Here is a 15,708-nt window from a genome sequence, read left to right as displayed (position 1 = left end):
GTTGCGCGTCGAGCGCGTTTAGAAGTGGAAACTGGTGGTCAACAACGCAGTACGCCCGGCTGCCTGGTTGGCGAAGTGTGAAGCGTAGGCCTTGTCGTAGTAAGTCTTGTCGGTCAGGTTTTGCACGTTCAATTGCAGGTCGACGTTCTTGGTCAGCTTGTAGCTGGCCATGGCGTCGTAGCGGGTATAGGACGGCACGTACAGAGTGTTGGCCGCATCGCCATAAACCTGGTCGACGTAGAACGCGCCGCCGCCGATGGTCAGCTTCGGGGTCACGTCATAGGTGGTCCAGAGGCTGAACGAGTTTTTCGGCGTGTTGGGCATCTGGTTGCCTTTGTTGGAACCGGCCTGCACGACGCCCAGGCGGTTGCCGTTCTTCCCGGGATCAACCAGCTCGGCTTTCAAGTAGCTATAGCCGGCGAACACTTGCCATTGCTCGGTGATTTTGCCACTGGCCGACAGCTCCAGGCCGTCGACACGAGATTCACCCGCGGTTTCGTAGGTGTTGGAATCGACCAGGATGCGCGTGTTTTTCTTCTCGGTACGGAACACTGCCGCAGACAGGGACAGGCGGTTGTGGAACAGGTCCCATTTGGTGCCCAGCTCGTAGTTGACGGTTTCTTCCGGCTTGAGGTCGCTGGTGTTGATGCCGGTCGGGATCGAGTTGTTGTCCACGCCTTCACCCACCAGCCCGCCTGCGGGCGAGGCAGAGGTAGCGTAGGACGTGTAGATGCTGCCGTTGTCCAGCGGCTTCCACACCAGGCCGGCTTGCCAGTTGAAGAATTGGCTGTCGTCCTTGACCTTGCTGCGGGCCTGGACAGTGGAGCTTGGTACGGCGTTGGTGTTGGCTTCGGTGTCGAAAGTGTCGTAACGTAGGCCGACGTTCAACAGCCATTTCGGGTCGAGTTCAATGGTGTCGAACACATAAGCGGCGCGGCTGGTGGCCTTGGTATTGGTGCCGTTGTAATTGCGTGCGATGGTGCCGTTCCAGGCGTCGTCCGGGTTCGGGTTGCTCAGCGAGGTGCACTGACCACCTCGACCGCCACCAGCCACGGTGCAGGTCGGGTTGGTGTTAGGTGTGACGGTGTAGCCGCTGACACGGGTTTCTTCGCCGGTGAACTCCAGGCCGGTCGAGTAGCTGTGCTTGAAGCCCAGGGCTTGGAAGCTGCCGAACAGATCGGTCTGGTTGGTGGTGGTCGTGGTAGTGGAGACCCGCGTGTTCGCGCGACGCCACACCGTGCCAAAACGGCTGACGTTACGCTGGCTGTCATCCGGCTGAGTGAGCACGTAGTCCTGGCCGGTGCTGCCATGACGCAGGGTGTTTTTCAGCGTCATGGTGTCGCTCAGGTCGTGCTCAATGGAGATCGTGCTGATATCGGCGCGGGTCTTGCGGAAATCACGGTCCTTCAAGCCATAGAAGTTTGTGCTGTCGCCGCCATCGTTGGGTTTGTCATGCACGTGGGCGGTGGCCGTCGAGGAGCCGTAGCCATACGGAATGCCCGAATCCGGCAGGTCGTCGCTTTCCATGTGGTAGTAACTGAGGTTGACGCGGGTCGGCGTGCCCAGGCCGAAGGTCAGCGACGGCGCCACGCCCCAGCGGTCATAGTTGATCGCATCGCGACCGGCCACGTTTTGCTCGTGGCTCATCAGGTTCAGGCGGAACGCGGCGCTGTCGTCGAGGAACTGGCGGTTGACGTCGAGCACATAGCGGCGAGTCTGGTCGGAACCATAGGTGAAGCCGCCGTTGGTGAAGTCCCGCGCTTGTGGGGTCTTGCTCACCAGGTTGAGGCTGCCACCGGCCGAGCCACGGCCGCCGAACGAGGAGTTCGGGCCTTTGCTGACTTCAATGGATTCAATGTCGAAGATCTCACGGCTCTGGCCGCCGGTGTCGCGCACGCCGTCCAGGTAGGTGTCGCCCTGGGCGTCGAAACCGCGGATGAATGGGCGGTCGCCCTGGGGGTTGCCACCTTCGCCGGCGCCGAAGGTGATCCCCGGGACGGTGCGCAAGGCATCCTGCAATGAAGTGGCGGCGGTGTCCTTGAGCACTTGTTGCGGCACCACGGTGACCGAGCGCGGCGTGTCCACCAGCGGGGCGGTGTATTTCTGCGAAGAGGCTTTCTCGACCTGGTAGGACGTGGTGTCCTGCTCTTCCCCGGTAATGCTGGTGGCGCCCAGGGAGATGCTGTTGCGCTGGCCTTTTTGTTCAGTGTCTTCGGCCGCCTGCGCCAGATGGGCGACAGAGCCGGCGCTGAGGGCGACGCCGATGGCCGAAGCCAGCATGCGTGGTGAACTGGCAGGTATTTTTGTAGTGGTGCGCGACATGACGTGTCCTTTCCCCAAGGATGTGAGGCCGCGGAATATAGGGTCAACAAGACTTTCTATCAATTGCGATACATTGCTATTCGCACTGAATTTACATTCTTTACACTTTTTGCTTACGGTTTTTACGAAGTCGTTCGTCTGGCATGTTTTACAGCGTGGATAAGAATCAATATCATTGATGTCTCTTCGATATCAGGTACTGCCCATGCTGCTGCACATTCCCGGCCTGTTCTCTCGTGAGGAAGTGCAGCGCATTCGCCAAGCCCTGGAAAACACCGAGTGGGCCGACGGAAAAATCACCGCCGGGCACCAATCCGCCAAGGCCAAGCACAATCTGCAATTGCCCGAAGGTCATCCATTGGCCAAGGAAATCGGTGCGGCGATGCTTGAGCGCCTGTGGAAAAATCCGCTGTTTATGTCAGCGGCGTTACCGCACAAAGTTTTCCCGCCGTTGTTCAACTGCTACACCGCGGGTGGCAGCTTCGACTTCCATATCGACAATGCCGTGCGCCAGGCCCGGGGCAGTCACGAGCGGGTGCGCACCGACCTGTCGTCGACGCTGTTCTTCAGCGACCCGGAGGAATACGACGGCGGCGAGCTGGAGATCCAGGACACCTTCGGCCTGCAGCGCGTGAAGTTGCCGGCCGGCGACATGGTGCTGTACCCCGGCTCCAGCCTGCACAAAGTCAACGCCGTGAGCCGTGGTGCGCGCTATGCCTCGTTTTTCTGGACGCAAAGCCTGGTGCGCGAAGACAGCCAGCGCACCCTGCTGTTCGAGATGGACGGCGCGATCCAGCAACTGACCCGCGATGTGCCTGACCATCCGGCCCTGATCCAGCTCACCGGCACGTATCACAACCTGCTGCGCCGCTGGGTCGAGGTCTGACATGGGCTTTTTGTTGCGTCGCGAAGAAGTGCTCAACGTCGAGCAGTTGCAGAGCATGCTCGACGACTCCCCGGTGCGCGCGGCCCAGGCGATCCTGATGGCGGCGAAAGAGGGCGTGGTGGATGCACAGGCCCTGCTCGGGCAAATCCTGCTGAAAGGCCGTGGCATCGCCCGCGATGAAGCCTTGGCGCTGCGCTGGTTCCAGATCGCGGCGAAGGGCGGCCACTTGATGGCGCGCAATATGACTGGTCGCTGCCTGGAGCATGGCTGGGGCTGCGCGGTGGATGAGGCCGCCGCGGCGCGTGAATACCGCGTGGCAGCCGAGGCCGGACTGGATTGGGCGCAGTACAACTATGCCAATCTGTTGGCGACCGGACGGGGCGTTGCTGAAGACCAACCGCAGGCACTGGCGTTATACCGCCAGGCGGCGGAGCAGGGGCATGCCAAGTCGATGAACCTGTTGGGGCGCTATCTGGAAGACGGCCGGTGTTGCCCCAGGGATCTGGAGACGGCCGTGACGTGGTATCGCCGCTCAGCCGAAGCCGGGGATTTCCGTGGGCAGTTCAGTTATGCAGCGGTGTTGGCGGACGGAGGCCAGATCGAGGCGGCGCTGGAGTGGCTGCGCAAGGCGCTGGCCGGCGGCAACCTGAAGTTCCTGCGCACGGCGCACAAGGCGCTGGCGGCGGCGAATGACCCGCAGATCCGGGCGATGGCCGAGGCTTACAAAGAGCGCGCCACACACCTGAACCCGTAGGAGCCGGCGTGCCGGCGATGGCGTCTTGAAGATCGCTATCGCCGGCAAGCCGGCTCCTACAGAGGGTGATCGTCCCGGGCGGGATGATCAGACGTAGAACGACTTCAGCGGCGGGAAGCCATTGAACTCAACCGCGCTGTAGCTGGTGGTGTAGGCACCGGTCGACAGCCAGTACAGGCGGTCACCGATCGCCAGGTTCAGCGGCAGGCCGTACTTGTAGTTTTCGTACATGATATCGGCGCTGTCGCAGGTAGGACCGGCGATGACCACTTCTTCCATCTCGCCTTTCTTCTCGGTCCAGATCGGAAACTTGATGGCTTCGTCCATGGTTTCGATCAGGCCGGAGAATTTGCCCACATCGGTGTACACCCAGCGCTCGACGGCGGTGCGCGATTTGCGTGCCACCAGTACCACTTCACTGACCAGGATGCCGGCGTTGGCGATCAACGAACGGCCTGGCTCCAGGATGATTTCCGGCAGGTCATCACCGAAATCTTCCTTGAGGAAGCGAATGATCTCTTCGGCGTAGGTTTCCAGGCTGTTGGTACGGGTGATGTAGTTGGCCGGGAAGCCGCCACCCATGTTGATCAGCTTGAGGTGGATGCCGTCTTCTTCCTTCAGGCGCTCGAAGATCACTTTGACCTTGGCGATCGCCGCGTCCCACACGCTGATGTCACGCTGTTGCGAGCCGACGTGGAAGGAGATGCCGTAAGGCACCAGGCCGAGGTCACGGGCAAGGATCAGCAGGTCCATGGCCATGTCGGTCTGGCAGCCGAATTTGCGCGACAGAGGCCAGTCTGCGGTGGTCGAGCCTTCGGTGAGGATGCGCACATAGACTTTCGAGCCCGGCGCGGCCTTGGCGATGTTGCGCAGGTCGGCTTCGGAGTCGGTGGAGAACAGGCGCACGCCCTTCTCGTAGAAGTAGCGGATGTCCTTGGATTTCTTGATGGTGTTGCCGTAGCTGATACGGTCCGGGCTGACGCCGCGGCCGAGCACCTTGTCGAGCTCGTAGATCGAGGCGATGTCGAAGCTCGACCCTTTGTCTTTCAACAGGTCGATGATCTCGACGGCCGGGTTGGCCTTGACGGCGTAGTACACCTTGGCGAATTCGAAACCGGCGCGCAGGTCATCGTAGGCCTGGCTGATCATCGCGGTGTCGATCACCACGAACGGGGTTTCTTGCTTGTCGGCGAACGCCTTCATTTTGTCAAAAGTGGCGCGCGCGAAATAATCTTCGACGTTGATCGACATGCTGGGAACTCCTAAGGGCAAACTGTATTGATCAATGGGTGCAAATGAACGTCCTCCGTATCCCCACTTTGGTTCGCCTACTTCCCAAGGCATGTCGCCGAAAGCAAAAAGGCCATGGGAATAACCGCTTCCCTTGGCCTTGCTGTCTCGTCGTCAGTACTTGAGCCGGATGGATCGTTTCCAGCATGGACGTTCGGCGCGAACTTTAGGACGTGAGGGGCCATAGATCAACTAAAAATGTCGCGTTTTTGCACGCGTTCGTCGCGCGATGGCGTGCAGCTACTTATGTAACCGACAGGTGTGACGGATTGATGTTCCCCGGGAGGGGCAATTTGGGGTGTTGCAGGCACAGTGAAGATCCAATGTGGGAGCGGGCTTGCTCGCGAATGCGGCGTATCAGCCAATGCATCCGGTGACTGACACTCCGCCTTCGCGAGCAAGCCCGCTCCCACATGTTGACCGCGGTGTGTCAGGTCATGCCAGCGCAGTTTCCGCAGGGGAGACGATGCTGGTCTTGCCGCCACGCGACTTACCGGAACTCAGGTACTCGGCGATCGACTCCTGGGTCACCTCGCCGAGGAATACCCGCTCCGCATCCATCACCGGCAACCACGAGCGGTTGAACTCGTACATGCGCGACAGCAGGATGCGCAAATGCTCGTCGTACGCCGCGGTGGCGTTGAACTCGCGCAGGTACTGGCCGCAGGTGCCGGTCTGACGGTGCAGGTCGCGACGTCGTACATAACCCAGCGCCTTGTTCTCGGCGCAGGTGACCACCATGTAGCGGCGGTCATGTTCGTCCATCAACTCCAGGGCCTCGGCCACCGGGGTTTCCGGGCTCACCGACGGGGCGTTGTCGGCGGCGTCTTCGGCCTTCACCAGCAGCAGGCGCTTGAGGGTGCTGTCCTGGCCCACGAAGTTGCTGACGAACTCGTCGGCCGGATGCGCCAGCAGGGTGTCCGGGTGGTCGATCTGCAGCAGCTTGCCGGCGCGGAAGATGGCGATCTTGTCGCCTAGCTTGATGGCTTCGTCGATGTCGTGGCTGACCATGATCACGGTCTTGTTCAGCGCGCGCTGCATCTCGAAAAACTCGTTCTGGATCATCTCGCGGTTGATCGGGTCGACCGCGCCGAACGGCTCATCCATCAGCAGCAGCGGCGCATCGGCGGCCAAAGCGCGGATCACGCCGATCCGCTGTTGCTGGCCGCCCGACAGCTCGCGCGGGTAGCGGTGCAGGTACTGCTTGGGTTCCAGCTTGATCATGCTCATCAACTCGCGAGCGCGGTCATGGCATTTCTGCTTGTCCCAGCCGAGCAGCTTGGGCACTACCACGATGTTTTCTTCGATGGTCATGTTGGGAAACAGGCCGATCTGCTGAATCACGTAGCCGATGTTGCGGCGCAGGGTCACCTCGTCAAGGTCGGTAGTGTCTTCGCCGTTGATCAGGATCTTGCCCGACGTGGGCTTGATCAGGCGGTTGATCATTTTCAACGTGGTGCTCTTGCCGCAGCCCGAGGGGCCGAGGAATACGCAAATCTCGCCTTCGTTGACGGTCAGGCTTACGTCGTTGACGGCGGAAACAGTCTTGCCGTTGCTTTGAAAAGTCTTGGTCAGGTTTTGAAGTTCGATCATTTGAGCAGTCCTTTTGGAGTCAGCGAGCGTTGCAGCCATTGCAGAAGCAGGTCGGCGAAGATGGCCAGGAGACTGACCAGCACGGCGCCGACGATCAGCATCGACATGTCGCTGCGGCTGATGGAAGCCAGAATAAGTACACCCAGGCCACCGGCGCCGATGGTGGCGGCGATGGTCATCACGCCGATGTTCATCACCACGGCGGTGCGCACACCGGCGAGGATCACCGGCACGGCGATGGGCAATTCGACCATGCGCAGGCGCTGGCCGAAGGTCATGCCGATGCCGCGTGCGGCCTCGCGAATGCCCGGTTCAACGCCGGTCAGGGCCAGGTAGGTGTTACGCATGATCGGCAGCAGGGAGTAGAGGAACACGGCGGTGATCGCCGGCATCGGCCCCAGGCCCTGGCCGAATTTGGAGTAGAACGGCAGCAGCAGGCCGAACAGGGCGATCGACGGCACGGTCAGCAGCACCGTGGCGCTGGCTTGCAGCGGGCCGGCCAGGGTCGGGAAGCGGGTCATCAGGATGCCCAGGGGCACGCCGATAAAGATCGCCAGCAGTACGGCGATCCCCACGAGGGTAATGTGCTGCCAGGTCAGGTGCAGGACTTGTGCCCAATCAAGATGGGAAAAGGCGTTCAGGAATTCCATGTCTTCTCCTCTTAGTTGAGTGGGTGCTGGCGCAGGAAATCGGCAGCCACGGCGGACGGGCTTTCATGCTCGACGTCGACCCGCGCGTTCAGCTCGCGCATGGTTGCATCGTCGAACAGGGCAGCCAGCGGCTTGAGGTCGGCGGCCAACTCAGGGTGGGCGTCGAGATAAACCTGACGCACCACCGGCGCTGCGGTGTAGTCCGGGAAGTAGTGCTTGTCGTCTTCCAGCAGCTTCAATTTGAAGGCGTTCAGGCGACCATCGGTGGTGTAGACCAAGCCGGCAAACACCTGGCCATTACGCAGGGCGGTGTAGACCAGGCCGGCGTCCATCTGCCGGGTGTTTTTGCGCGTGAGGTTCATGTCATACAGCTTGACCATGCCCGCCATGCCGTCGGAACGGTTGGCGAACTCGGTGTCCAGGGCGACCAGGCGCGTGCCTTTGGTTTTTTCCGCAAGGGCTTGGGTGAGGTCGCTGATGCTGTTGATCTGCGGGAATTCCTTGGCCACGTTCTCGGGGAGTGCCAACGCGTAGGTGTTGCTGAATTTCGACGGCGAGAGCCAGACCAGGCCTTTTTTCGCGTCGAGTTCTTTCACCCGGGCGTAGGAGTGTTCGCTGTCGAGTTTCTCGTCGACGTGGTTGTAGGCCACCAGCGACACGCCGGTGTATTCCCAGATCAGGTCCAGTTGCCCGCTTTCCTGGGCACTGCGCGCCAGGTTGCTGCCCAGGCCGCCGGTCACGCGGGCGTCGTAGCCCTTGGTGCGCAGGTACTGGGACGTGATTTCGGCGAGCAGGGTCTGTTCAGTGAACACCCGGGCGCCGATGCGGATCACCGGTTTTTCGGCAGCTTGCGCGATGCCTGCAAACAGCAGGACGCAGCTCAATATCAGGGTCAGTCTTTTCATGTGATTTCCTTTGCCAAGCCTTAAGACGGACGCAACCCGCGTTCCAGCCAGAGGCGGCTGGCCATGGTCACCAGACCGTCGAGCAGCAATGCCAGCAACGCGGTGCACGCGGCGCCAAGCAGCAATTGCGGCTGGTTGTTCAGGGCGATGCCGGGGAAAATCAGGCTGCCCAGGCTGTTGGCGCCAATCAGGAAGGCCAGCGGCGCGGTACCGACGTTGATCGCCAGGGCCACGCGCACACCGCCGATGATGATCGGCACGGCGTTGGGCAATTCCACGCGAAACAGCACCTGGCGCGGCGTCATGCCGATGCCGGTGGCGGCTTCTTTCAGCGAGCCTTGAACGTTTTTCAGGCCTTCGTAGGTGTTGCGCACGATGGGCAACAGGGAGGCGAGGAACAGCGCGAAGATAGCCGGGCCACTGCCGATGCCGAGGACGCCGAGGGCGATGGCCAGTACGGCCAGGGGAGGGACGGTGTTGCCGATGTTGAAGATTTGCATGAAGCGTTCTGCGCGCCCGACCATAGTCGGTCGACTGAGCAGGATACCGGCGGGGATGCCCACAATCAGGGCGGCCAGCATGGAGACAAGAACGAGGATCAGATGAGCTTGCAGGTAAAACAACAAATCGTCGCGGTACAGTTCGATCGTGTTGATGCCGATCCAGTGGACCAGCAGGGCCAGGAGAGCGACGACAACCGCTCCTCCTATCAGCCCTTTGCCATAGCGAATAGCCACAGGCGGACTCCTTTTTTCTTTTGTCGGCGACCACATTTCCGAGCGGCAATGCCATTCCTGGCTGTCGGCGAATAGGGTCGCGAAAAGCAGCTCGTCGATACCGGCAATGCAGTATGTATTCGAGCCATGAGCGCAGCCTCGTCAGGCTAACTTGCTGATTTTTCAGCCCCTGTTACGAGTGCGGCAGCAGGGGAGTGGACGTCTCTACCTTTTAAAAGGTTCCACACTTGGCAGCATTTAGCCACCCCCAATGGGGTGAACGGTGGTCCGTGACCCTGGGTTTGCGCTATACTCGCCGCCCTTTTTTGACTCACCTGCCAGGCGATTTCCCATGACCCACCAGGCCGCCGAAGTCGCGAAACGCCGCACTTTCGCCATTATTTCCCACCCCGATGCCGGTAAAACCACCATCACCGAGAAGCTCCTGCTGATGGGCAAGGCAATCGCTGTGGCCGGCACGGTGAAGTCGCGCAAATCCGACCGCCATGCGACATCCGACTGGATGGAAATGGAAAAGCAGCGCGGTATTTCCATTACCACGTCGGTCATGCAGTTCCCGTATCGCGACCACATGGTCAACCTGCTCGACACCCCGGGCCACGAAGACTTCTCCGAAGACACCTACCGCACCCTGACCGCGGTGGACTCGGCCCTGATGGTCCTCGACGGCGGTAAAGGCGTCGAGCCACGCACCATCGCGCTGATGGACGTGTGCCGTCTGCGGGACACGCCGATTGTCAGCTTCATCAACAAACTCGACCGCGATATCCGCGACCCGATCGAACTGCTCGATGAAATCGAAGCGGTCCTCAAGATCAAGGCCGCGCCGATCACCTGGCCGATCGGTTGCTACCGCGACTTCAAGGGCGTGTACCACCTGGCTGACGACTACATCATTGTCTACACCGCCGGTCACGGTCACGAGCGCACCGAAACCAAGATCATCGAGAAACTTGATTCCGACGAAGCCCGCGCCCACCTGGGTGACGAGTACGATCGCTTTGTCGACCAGCTGGAACTGGTGCAGGGCGCCTGCCATGAGTTCAACCAGCAGGAATTCCTCGACGGCCAGCTGACCCCGGTGTTCTTCGGGACCGCCCTGGGCAACTTCGGTGTCGACCACGTGCTCGACGCTGTTGTCGACTGGGCGCCGCGTCCCTTGGCCCGTGTGGCCAACGAGCGCACCGTGGAGCCTGTGGAAGAGAAATTCTCCGGCTTCGTGTTCAAGATCCAAGCGAACATGGACCCCAAGCACCGTGACCGCATCGCCTTTATGCGCATCTGCTCCGGCAAATACGAAAAAGGCATGAAGATGCGCCACGTGCGCACCGGCAAGGACGTGCGCATCGGCGACGCGCTGACGTTCTTCTCCTCCGAGCGTGAACAGCTCGAAGAAGCCTACGCCGGCGACATCATCGGCCTGCACAACCACGGCACCATCCAGATCGGCGACACCTTCACCGAAGGCGAAACCCTGGGCTTCACCGGTATCCCGCACTTCGCCCCGGAACTGTTCCGCCGCGTTCGCCTGCGTGACCCGCTGAAATCCAAGCAACTGCGCCAAGGTCTGCAGCAACTGGCGGAAGAGGGCGCCACCCAGGTGTTCTTCCCCGAGCGCAGCAACGACATCATTCTTGGCGCCGTCGGTGTGCTGCAGTTCGATGTGGTCGCCAGCCGCCTGAAAGAGGAATACAAGGTCGAATGCTCCTACGAGCCGATCACCGTGTACTCCGCGCGCTGGATCGATTGCAGCGACAAGAAGAAGCTGGAGGAATTCTCCAACAAGGCCGTGGAAAACCTCGCGGTCGATGGCGGCGGCCACCTGACCTACCTGGCCCCGACCCGGGTCAACCTGGCGCTGATGGAAGAGCGCTGGCCGGACGTGAAATTCCGCGCGACCCGTGAGCATCATTAAGGTCTGAGTGGTAAAGAGAAGGGCGAAGCTGTCATGGCTTTGCCCTTTTTTGTGGGTGGCATAAAGCTAAGGGTCGAAAGCCTGATTTCTATGCCTGGCGCAGTTCCCACACTTATTTGTGGGGGACTGAATCCTGTGCCTGGCGCAGTTCCCACACTTATTTGTGTGGGCCTGATTCCTGTGCCTGGCGCAGCTCCAATGTGGGAGCGGGCTTGCTCGCGAAAGCGGTGTGTCAGTGATAAATAGGCTGGCTGACCCAACGCTTTCGCAGGCAAGCCAGCTCCCACACTTATTTGTGTGGGGACTGAATCCTGTGCTTGGCGCAGTTCCAATGTGGGAGCGGGCTTGCTCGCGAAAGCGGTATGTCAGTGATAAATAGGCTGGCTGACCCAACGCTTTCGCAGGCAAGCCAGCTCCCACACTTATTTGTGTGGGGCCTGATTCCTGTGCCTGGCGCAGTTCCAATGTGGGAGCGGGCTCGCCCGCGAAAGCGGTGTGTCAGTGATAAATAGGCAGGCTGACCCAACGCTTTCGCAGGCAAGCCAGCTCCCACACTTATTTGTGTGGGACCTGATTCCTGTGCCTGGCGCAGCTCCAATGTGGGAGCGGGCTTGCCCGCGAAAGCGGTGTGTCAGTGATAAATAGGCTGGCTGACCCAACGCTTTCGCAGGCAAGCCAGCTCCCACACTTATTTGTGTGTGGCCTGATTTCTGTGCCTGGCGCAGTTCCAATGTGGGAGCGGGCTTGCCCGCGAAAGCGGTGTGTCAGTGATAAATAGGCTGGCTGACCCAACGCTTTCGCAGGCAAGCCAGCTCCCACACTTATTTATGTGTGGCCTGATTTCTGTGCCTGGCGCAGTTCCCACACTTATTTGTGTGGGCCTGAATCCTGTGCCTGGCTCAGCACCTACAGGGTGGGGGGCTGAATCGGGTGCCCGCCGTTGATTTTCATCTGTCAGGACGATTGGCGAGAAGCCCACATCCAGTCTAGCGTTTGAACTACTTCACCCACTCACCGACGGATCAGGAGAGGACCTTGCGTATAACTCAACGCGCCATCCAACTGGTGCTGCTGGGAGCCTTGGGCGTGTCCACTACCTTGGCATACACCTCGACGCTGGCGGATGCGGGCACGCCCCAGTGGAAGGACACCGGACCGGTGACCAAGAAAAAGCAGAACGAGGTCAACTCGGGCGGATGGCAGCCACAGGCCCAGCCGGCGCCCAAGGAGGATGCAGAAAACCCCTACAACGAAGGGGAAGACAGTGACACCTATGACGACGGTGATACCTGAAGCGCGAGTGGCGCAAACCCAGGATCGGAACTAGCTTAATTCACAGCGACGGTCGAACGCCGGCGCACGTGATTCACTGACTGGACGGAAATCGACCATGAGTATTTTTCAACGTTTAGTGCTGCTGCTGAAAGTGCTGGTGATGTTGTCGCTGGGCGCGTCCTCTGCGTGGGCCAGTACGGCCGTGCAGAGCCAGGCCCCAGGGTTTGTCGCGGCGAAGACGGCGCAGGCGGGTGGCTTGCAGCTGGCCAAGAGCGAGTCCGAGCCGGGTGATGAAGACCAGGGCGGCTCCAAGGATGATGACGACCAGCAAGCCCCACCAGACGACGATGACGCCGATGCTGACGGTGACAGCGATACGTAAGTCGAGGTAAAAAAAAGCCCCGCCTGCCGGACTGATGCGCAATCCGACAGGTGGGGCGGTACAACTTCTGCAGGGCCCTGGGCTAACCCCCCAGGGCCTTTATCATTCCCGTGCAGGGCACGGATGATCTCAGGCGACGAATTGCTCCGCGTAGTGGCAGGCCACCTGACGGTTATCCAGCGCCCGCAATTGCGGCTCTTCGGTGCTGCATCGCGCGGTCGCATACGGGCAGCGCTTGTGGAACGCGCAGCCCGGCGGCGGGTTCAGCGGGTTGGGCAACTCGCCGACGATCTTGATCTTCGGCTTGTTCGGGTCCGGGTGAATCGTCGGGGTCGCCGACAGCAGCGCCTGGGTGTAGGGGTGCAAGGGGCGGGCGTAGATATCTTCCTTGGGGCCCACTTCCACCGGGCGACCGAGGTACATCACCATCACGTCGTCGGCCACATGCTGGACCACCGCCAGGTTGTGGGAGATGAACACGTAGGCAGTGTTGAACTCCTGCTGCAGGTCCATGAACAGGTTGAGCACCTGGGCCTGGATCGACACGTCGAGTGCCGAAGTCGGTTCGTCCGCCACCAGCACCTTGGGCTGCAGCATCATCGCCCGGGCCAGGGCGATGCGCTGGCGCTGGCCACCGGAGAACATGTGCGGGTAGCGCTGGTAATGCTCGGGGCGCAGGCCCACCTGCTTCATCATCGCCTGCACTTTCTCGCGGCGTTCGGCAGCGGACAGGTTGGTGTTGATCAACAGCGGCTCGCCGAGTTGATCACCGACTTTCTGCCGAGGGTTCAGCGAGGCGTACGGGCTCTGGAACACCATCTGCACGTCTTTGCGCAATTGCTTGCGCTGGGCTTTGTCGGCGCCGGCAACTTCCTGGCCGGCGATTTTCAACGAGCCCGACGACGGCTCTTCAATCAGCGTGAGTGCACGGGCCAGGGTGGACTTGCCGCAACCCGACTCGCCCACCACGGCGAGGGTCTTGCCGGCTTCCAGCTCGAAGGACACACCATTGAGGGCACGCACGGTGGCGTGGCCCTTGAACAGGCCACGGGACACTTCGTAGTGACGGGTCAGGTCGCGGGCGGTAAGAACGACGGCCATTACGCCACCTCCTGGTTCAAGGGGTAGAAGCAGCGTGCAAGGCTGTTGGATTTAGGGTCCAGGCCCGGGCGGGTCTGGCGGCAGCTTTCCTGCACATACGGGCAGCGTGGCGACAGCAGGCAACCCTGCGGACGGTCATAGCGGCCGGGCACGATACCCGGCAGCGTGGCCAGGCGCGTGGCGCCGAGGCTGTGCTCGGGGATCGCCTTGAGCAGCGCTTCGCTGTACGGATGCGCCGGAATGTCGAACAGTTGCGGCACCTGGCCGACTTCCACGGCCTGGCCGGCGTACATCACGCACACGCGCTGGGCGGTTTCGGCCACGACGGCGAGGTCGTGGGTGATCAGCACCAGGCCCATGTTCTGCTCTTTCTGCAGGGCCAGCAGCAGGTCCATGATCTGCGCTTGAATGGTGACGTCCAAGGCGGTGGTCGGCTCATCCGCGATCAGCAGTTTCGGCTCGCCGGCAATTGCCATCGCGATGGCCACACGCTGGCTCATCCCGCCGGACAGTTGGTGCGGGTAGGCATCCATACGGCTGGCAGCGCCTGGGATTTCTACCTTTTCGAGCAGCTCGATGGCCCGCTTGCGCGCTTGCTTGCCGGACATCTTCAGGTGCAGGCGCAGTACTTCTTCAATCTGGAAGCCCACGGTGTAGCTGGGATTCAGCGCGGTCATCGGGTCCTGGAACACCATTGCCAGGTCCTTGCCGACGATCTGGCGGCGCTGGCGGTTGCTCAGCTTGAGCATGTCCTTGCCGTCGAAGTTCAGCGCGTCGGCGGTGACGATGCCGGGGTGCTCGATCAGGCCCATCAGCGCCATCATGGTCACGGATTTACCTGAGCCCGACTCGCCAACGATTGCCAGTACTTCGCCTTTGTCGACGGAAATGTCGAGGCCATCGACCACCGGCACGGCGGTCTTGTCGCCGAAGCGCACGTTGAGATTCTTGATTTCTAACAGTGACATGGGAATCTCCTCAGGCGGCGTTCTTGAGTTTCGGGTCCAGCGCGTCGCGCAGGCCGTCACCCATCAAGTTGATTGCCAGCACGCTGAGCAAAATGGTCAAACCAGGCAAGCTCACCACCCACCAGGCGCGTTCGATGTAGTCACGGGCCGAAGCCAGCATGGTGCCCCACTCAGGGGTTGGCGGTTGGACGCCAAGGCCGAGGAAGCCCAGGGCTGCGGCATCGAGGATCGCCGAAGAGAAACTCAGGGTGGCCTGGACGATCAGCGGTGCCATGCAGTTGGGCAGCACGGTGATGAACATCAGGCGCGGCAGGCCGGCACCGGCGAGGCGGGCGGCGGTCACGTAGTCACGGTTCAGCTCGCCCATCACCGCCGCGCGGGTCAGGCGGACGTAGGACGGCAGCGACACGATGGCGATGGCGATCACGGTGTTGATCAGGCCAGGGCCGAGGATCGCGACAATGGCAACTGCCAGCAGCAGCGACGGCAGGGCCAGCATGATGTCCATCAGGCGCATGATGGTCGGGCCAAGCAAGCGCGGGAAGAACCCGGCGAACAGCCCCAGCAGGATCCCCGGGATCAGCGACATCACCACCGACGACAGGCCGATCAGCAAGGACAGGCGAGAGCCCTGGATCAGGCGCGAGAGCAGGTCACGGCCCAGTTCATCGGTACCGAGCAGGAACTGGATCTGCCCGCCTTCCAGCCACGATGGCGGGGTCAGCAGGAAGTCACGGTATTGCTCGCTGGGGTTATGCGGGGCCACCCAGGGGGCGAAGATCGCGCAGAACACGATCAGCAACATGAACAGCAGGCCGGCAACCGCGCCTTTGTTCTTGGAGAAGGCTTGCCAGAATTCTTTGTACGGGGACGGGTACAGCAGGCTCTGATCGACTGCTGACACTTGAGTAGGTGTGGTCATGGTCATGA

At 61.2% G+C, this 15,708-nt stretch carries 14 protein-coding genes; 5 read left to right on the top strand and 9 right to left on the bottom strand.

The window, feature by feature from the left end; translation table 11 throughout:
* Positions 1 to 18: 18 nt before the first annotated feature.
* On the bottom strand, positions 19 to 2,322 hold the full coding sequence (locus NTD80_RS30115; RefSeq protein WP_262135826.1) for a TonB-dependent receptor: 2,304 nt from the start codon (positions 2,320 to 2,322) through the stop codon (positions 19 to 21).
* A 205-nt stretch (positions 2,323 to 2,527) separates the two neighbouring features.
* On the opposite strand from NTD80_RS30115, the gene NTD80_RS30110 reads away from it, so the two are divergent.
* The gene (locus NTD80_RS30110) at positions 2,528 to 3,208 is read left to right on the top strand and encodes a Fe2+-dependent dioxygenase (protein ID WP_065900613.1); all 681 of its coding nucleotides are present in this window, start codon (positions 2,528 to 2,530) and stop codon (positions 3,206 to 3,208) included.
* 1 nt (position 3,209) lies between these two features.
* Positions 3,210 to 3,962, top strand: coding sequence for a tetratricopeptide repeat protein (locus NTD80_RS30105; RefSeq protein ID WP_262135825.1), 753 nt, complete (start codon positions 3,210 to 3,212; stop codon positions 3,960 to 3,962).
* 87 nt (positions 3,963 to 4,049) lie between these two features.
* On the opposite strand, the gene NTD80_RS30100 is transcribed toward NTD80_RS30105, so the two are convergent.
* From NTD80_RS30100 to NTD80_RS30080, 5 genes are all read right to left on the bottom strand, one after another.
* On the bottom strand, positions 4,050 to 5,213 hold the full coding sequence (locus NTD80_RS30100) for a type III PLP-dependent enzyme (protein WP_025856258.1): 1,164 nt from the start codon (positions 5,211 to 5,213) through the stop codon (positions 4,050 to 4,052).
* Positions 5,214 to 5,687: 474 nt separating this feature from the next.
* Positions 5,688 to 6,845 carry a betaine/proline/choline family ABC transporter ATP-binding protein gene (locus tag NTD80_RS30095; RefSeq protein WP_065900620.1) on the bottom strand — a complete coding sequence of 386 codons (1,158 nt, stop codon included), beginning with the start codon at positions 6,843 to 6,845 and terminating at the stop codon, positions 5,688 to 5,690.
* Positions 6,842 to 7,495 (bottom strand): ABC transporter permease, encoded by a 654-nt coding sequence (locus tag NTD80_RS30090; RefSeq protein WP_065900622.1) that lies wholly within the window; start codon positions 7,493 to 7,495, stop codon positions 6,842 to 6,844. Before NTD80_RS30090 ends, NTD80_RS30095 begins: the two co-directional genes overlap by 4 nt.
* 11 nt (positions 7,496 to 7,506) lie before the next feature.
* The gene (locus NTD80_RS30085) at positions 7,507 to 8,400 is read right to left on the bottom strand and encodes a glycine betaine ABC transporter substrate-binding protein (protein ID WP_262135824.1); all 894 of its coding nucleotides are present in this window, start codon (positions 8,398 to 8,400) and stop codon (positions 7,507 to 7,509) included.
* Positions 8,401 to 8,420: 20 nt separating this feature from the next.
* Complete coding sequence (locus tag NTD80_RS30080; protein ID WP_257235904.1) at positions 8,421 to 9,173, bottom strand: ABC transporter permease; 753 nt, start codon at positions 9,171 to 9,173, stop codon at positions 8,421 to 8,423.
* 295 nt (positions 9,174 to 9,468) lie between these two features.
* Between NTD80_RS30080 and NTD80_RS30075 the strand changes: the two genes are divergently transcribed.
* The 3 genes from NTD80_RS30075 to NTD80_RS30065 all read left to right on the top strand — a co-directional run bounded on the left by NTD80_RS30075 (position 9,469) and on the right by NTD80_RS30065 (position 12,709).
* Complete coding sequence (locus NTD80_RS30075) at positions 9,469 to 11,052, top strand: peptide chain release factor 3 (RefSeq protein ID WP_065900628.1); 1,584 nt, start codon at positions 9,469 to 9,471, stop codon at positions 11,050 to 11,052.
* 1,035 nt (positions 11,053 to 12,087) lie between these two features.
* Positions 12,088 to 12,345: a hypothetical protein gene (locus NTD80_RS30070; RefSeq protein WP_262135823.1), complete on the top strand. Its 258-nt coding sequence runs from the start codon at positions 12,088 to 12,090 to the stop codon at positions 12,343 to 12,345.
* A gap of 97 nt (positions 12,346 to 12,442) precedes the next feature.
* On the top strand, positions 12,443 to 12,709 hold the full coding sequence (locus tag NTD80_RS30065) for a hypothetical protein (RefSeq protein ID WP_262135822.1): 267 nt from the start codon (positions 12,443 to 12,445) through the stop codon (positions 12,707 to 12,709).
* A 129-nt stretch (positions 12,710 to 12,838) separates the two neighbouring features.
* Here NTD80_RS30065 and NTD80_RS30060 read toward each other — a convergent pair whose 3' ends face one another.
* From NTD80_RS30060 to NTD80_RS30050, 3 genes are read right to left on the bottom strand one after another with little or no spacing between them, the layout of a single operon-like run.
* Positions 12,839 to 13,810, bottom strand: coding sequence for a peptide ABC transporter ATP-binding protein (locus tag NTD80_RS30060; RefSeq protein WP_025856265.1), 972 nt, complete (start codon positions 13,808 to 13,810; stop codon positions 12,839 to 12,841).
* Positions 13,810 to 14,778 carry an ABC transporter ATP-binding protein gene (locus NTD80_RS30055; protein WP_024073411.1) on the bottom strand — a complete coding sequence of 323 codons (969 nt, stop codon included), beginning with the start codon at positions 14,776 to 14,778 and terminating at the stop codon, positions 13,810 to 13,812. Before NTD80_RS30055 ends, NTD80_RS30060 begins: the two co-directional genes overlap by 1 nt.
* A gap of 10 nt (positions 14,779 to 14,788) precedes the next feature.
* Positions 14,789 to 15,700 (bottom strand): ABC transporter permease subunit, encoded by a 912-nt coding sequence (locus NTD80_RS30050; RefSeq protein WP_027604858.1) that lies wholly within the window; start codon positions 15,698 to 15,700, stop codon positions 14,789 to 14,791.
* Positions 15,701 to 15,708 lie beyond the last annotated feature (8 nt).

Source organism: Pseudomonas sp. 13B_2.1_Bac1, from assembly GCF_025466155.1.
GTDB classification, from domain to species: domain Bacteria; phylum Pseudomonadota; class Gammaproteobacteria; order Pseudomonadales; family Pseudomonadaceae; genus Aquipseudomonas; species Aquipseudomonas aylmerensis.
Note: the sequence above shows the minus strand (reverse complement) of the source record. Positions and strands in the feature narration are given on the sequence as shown.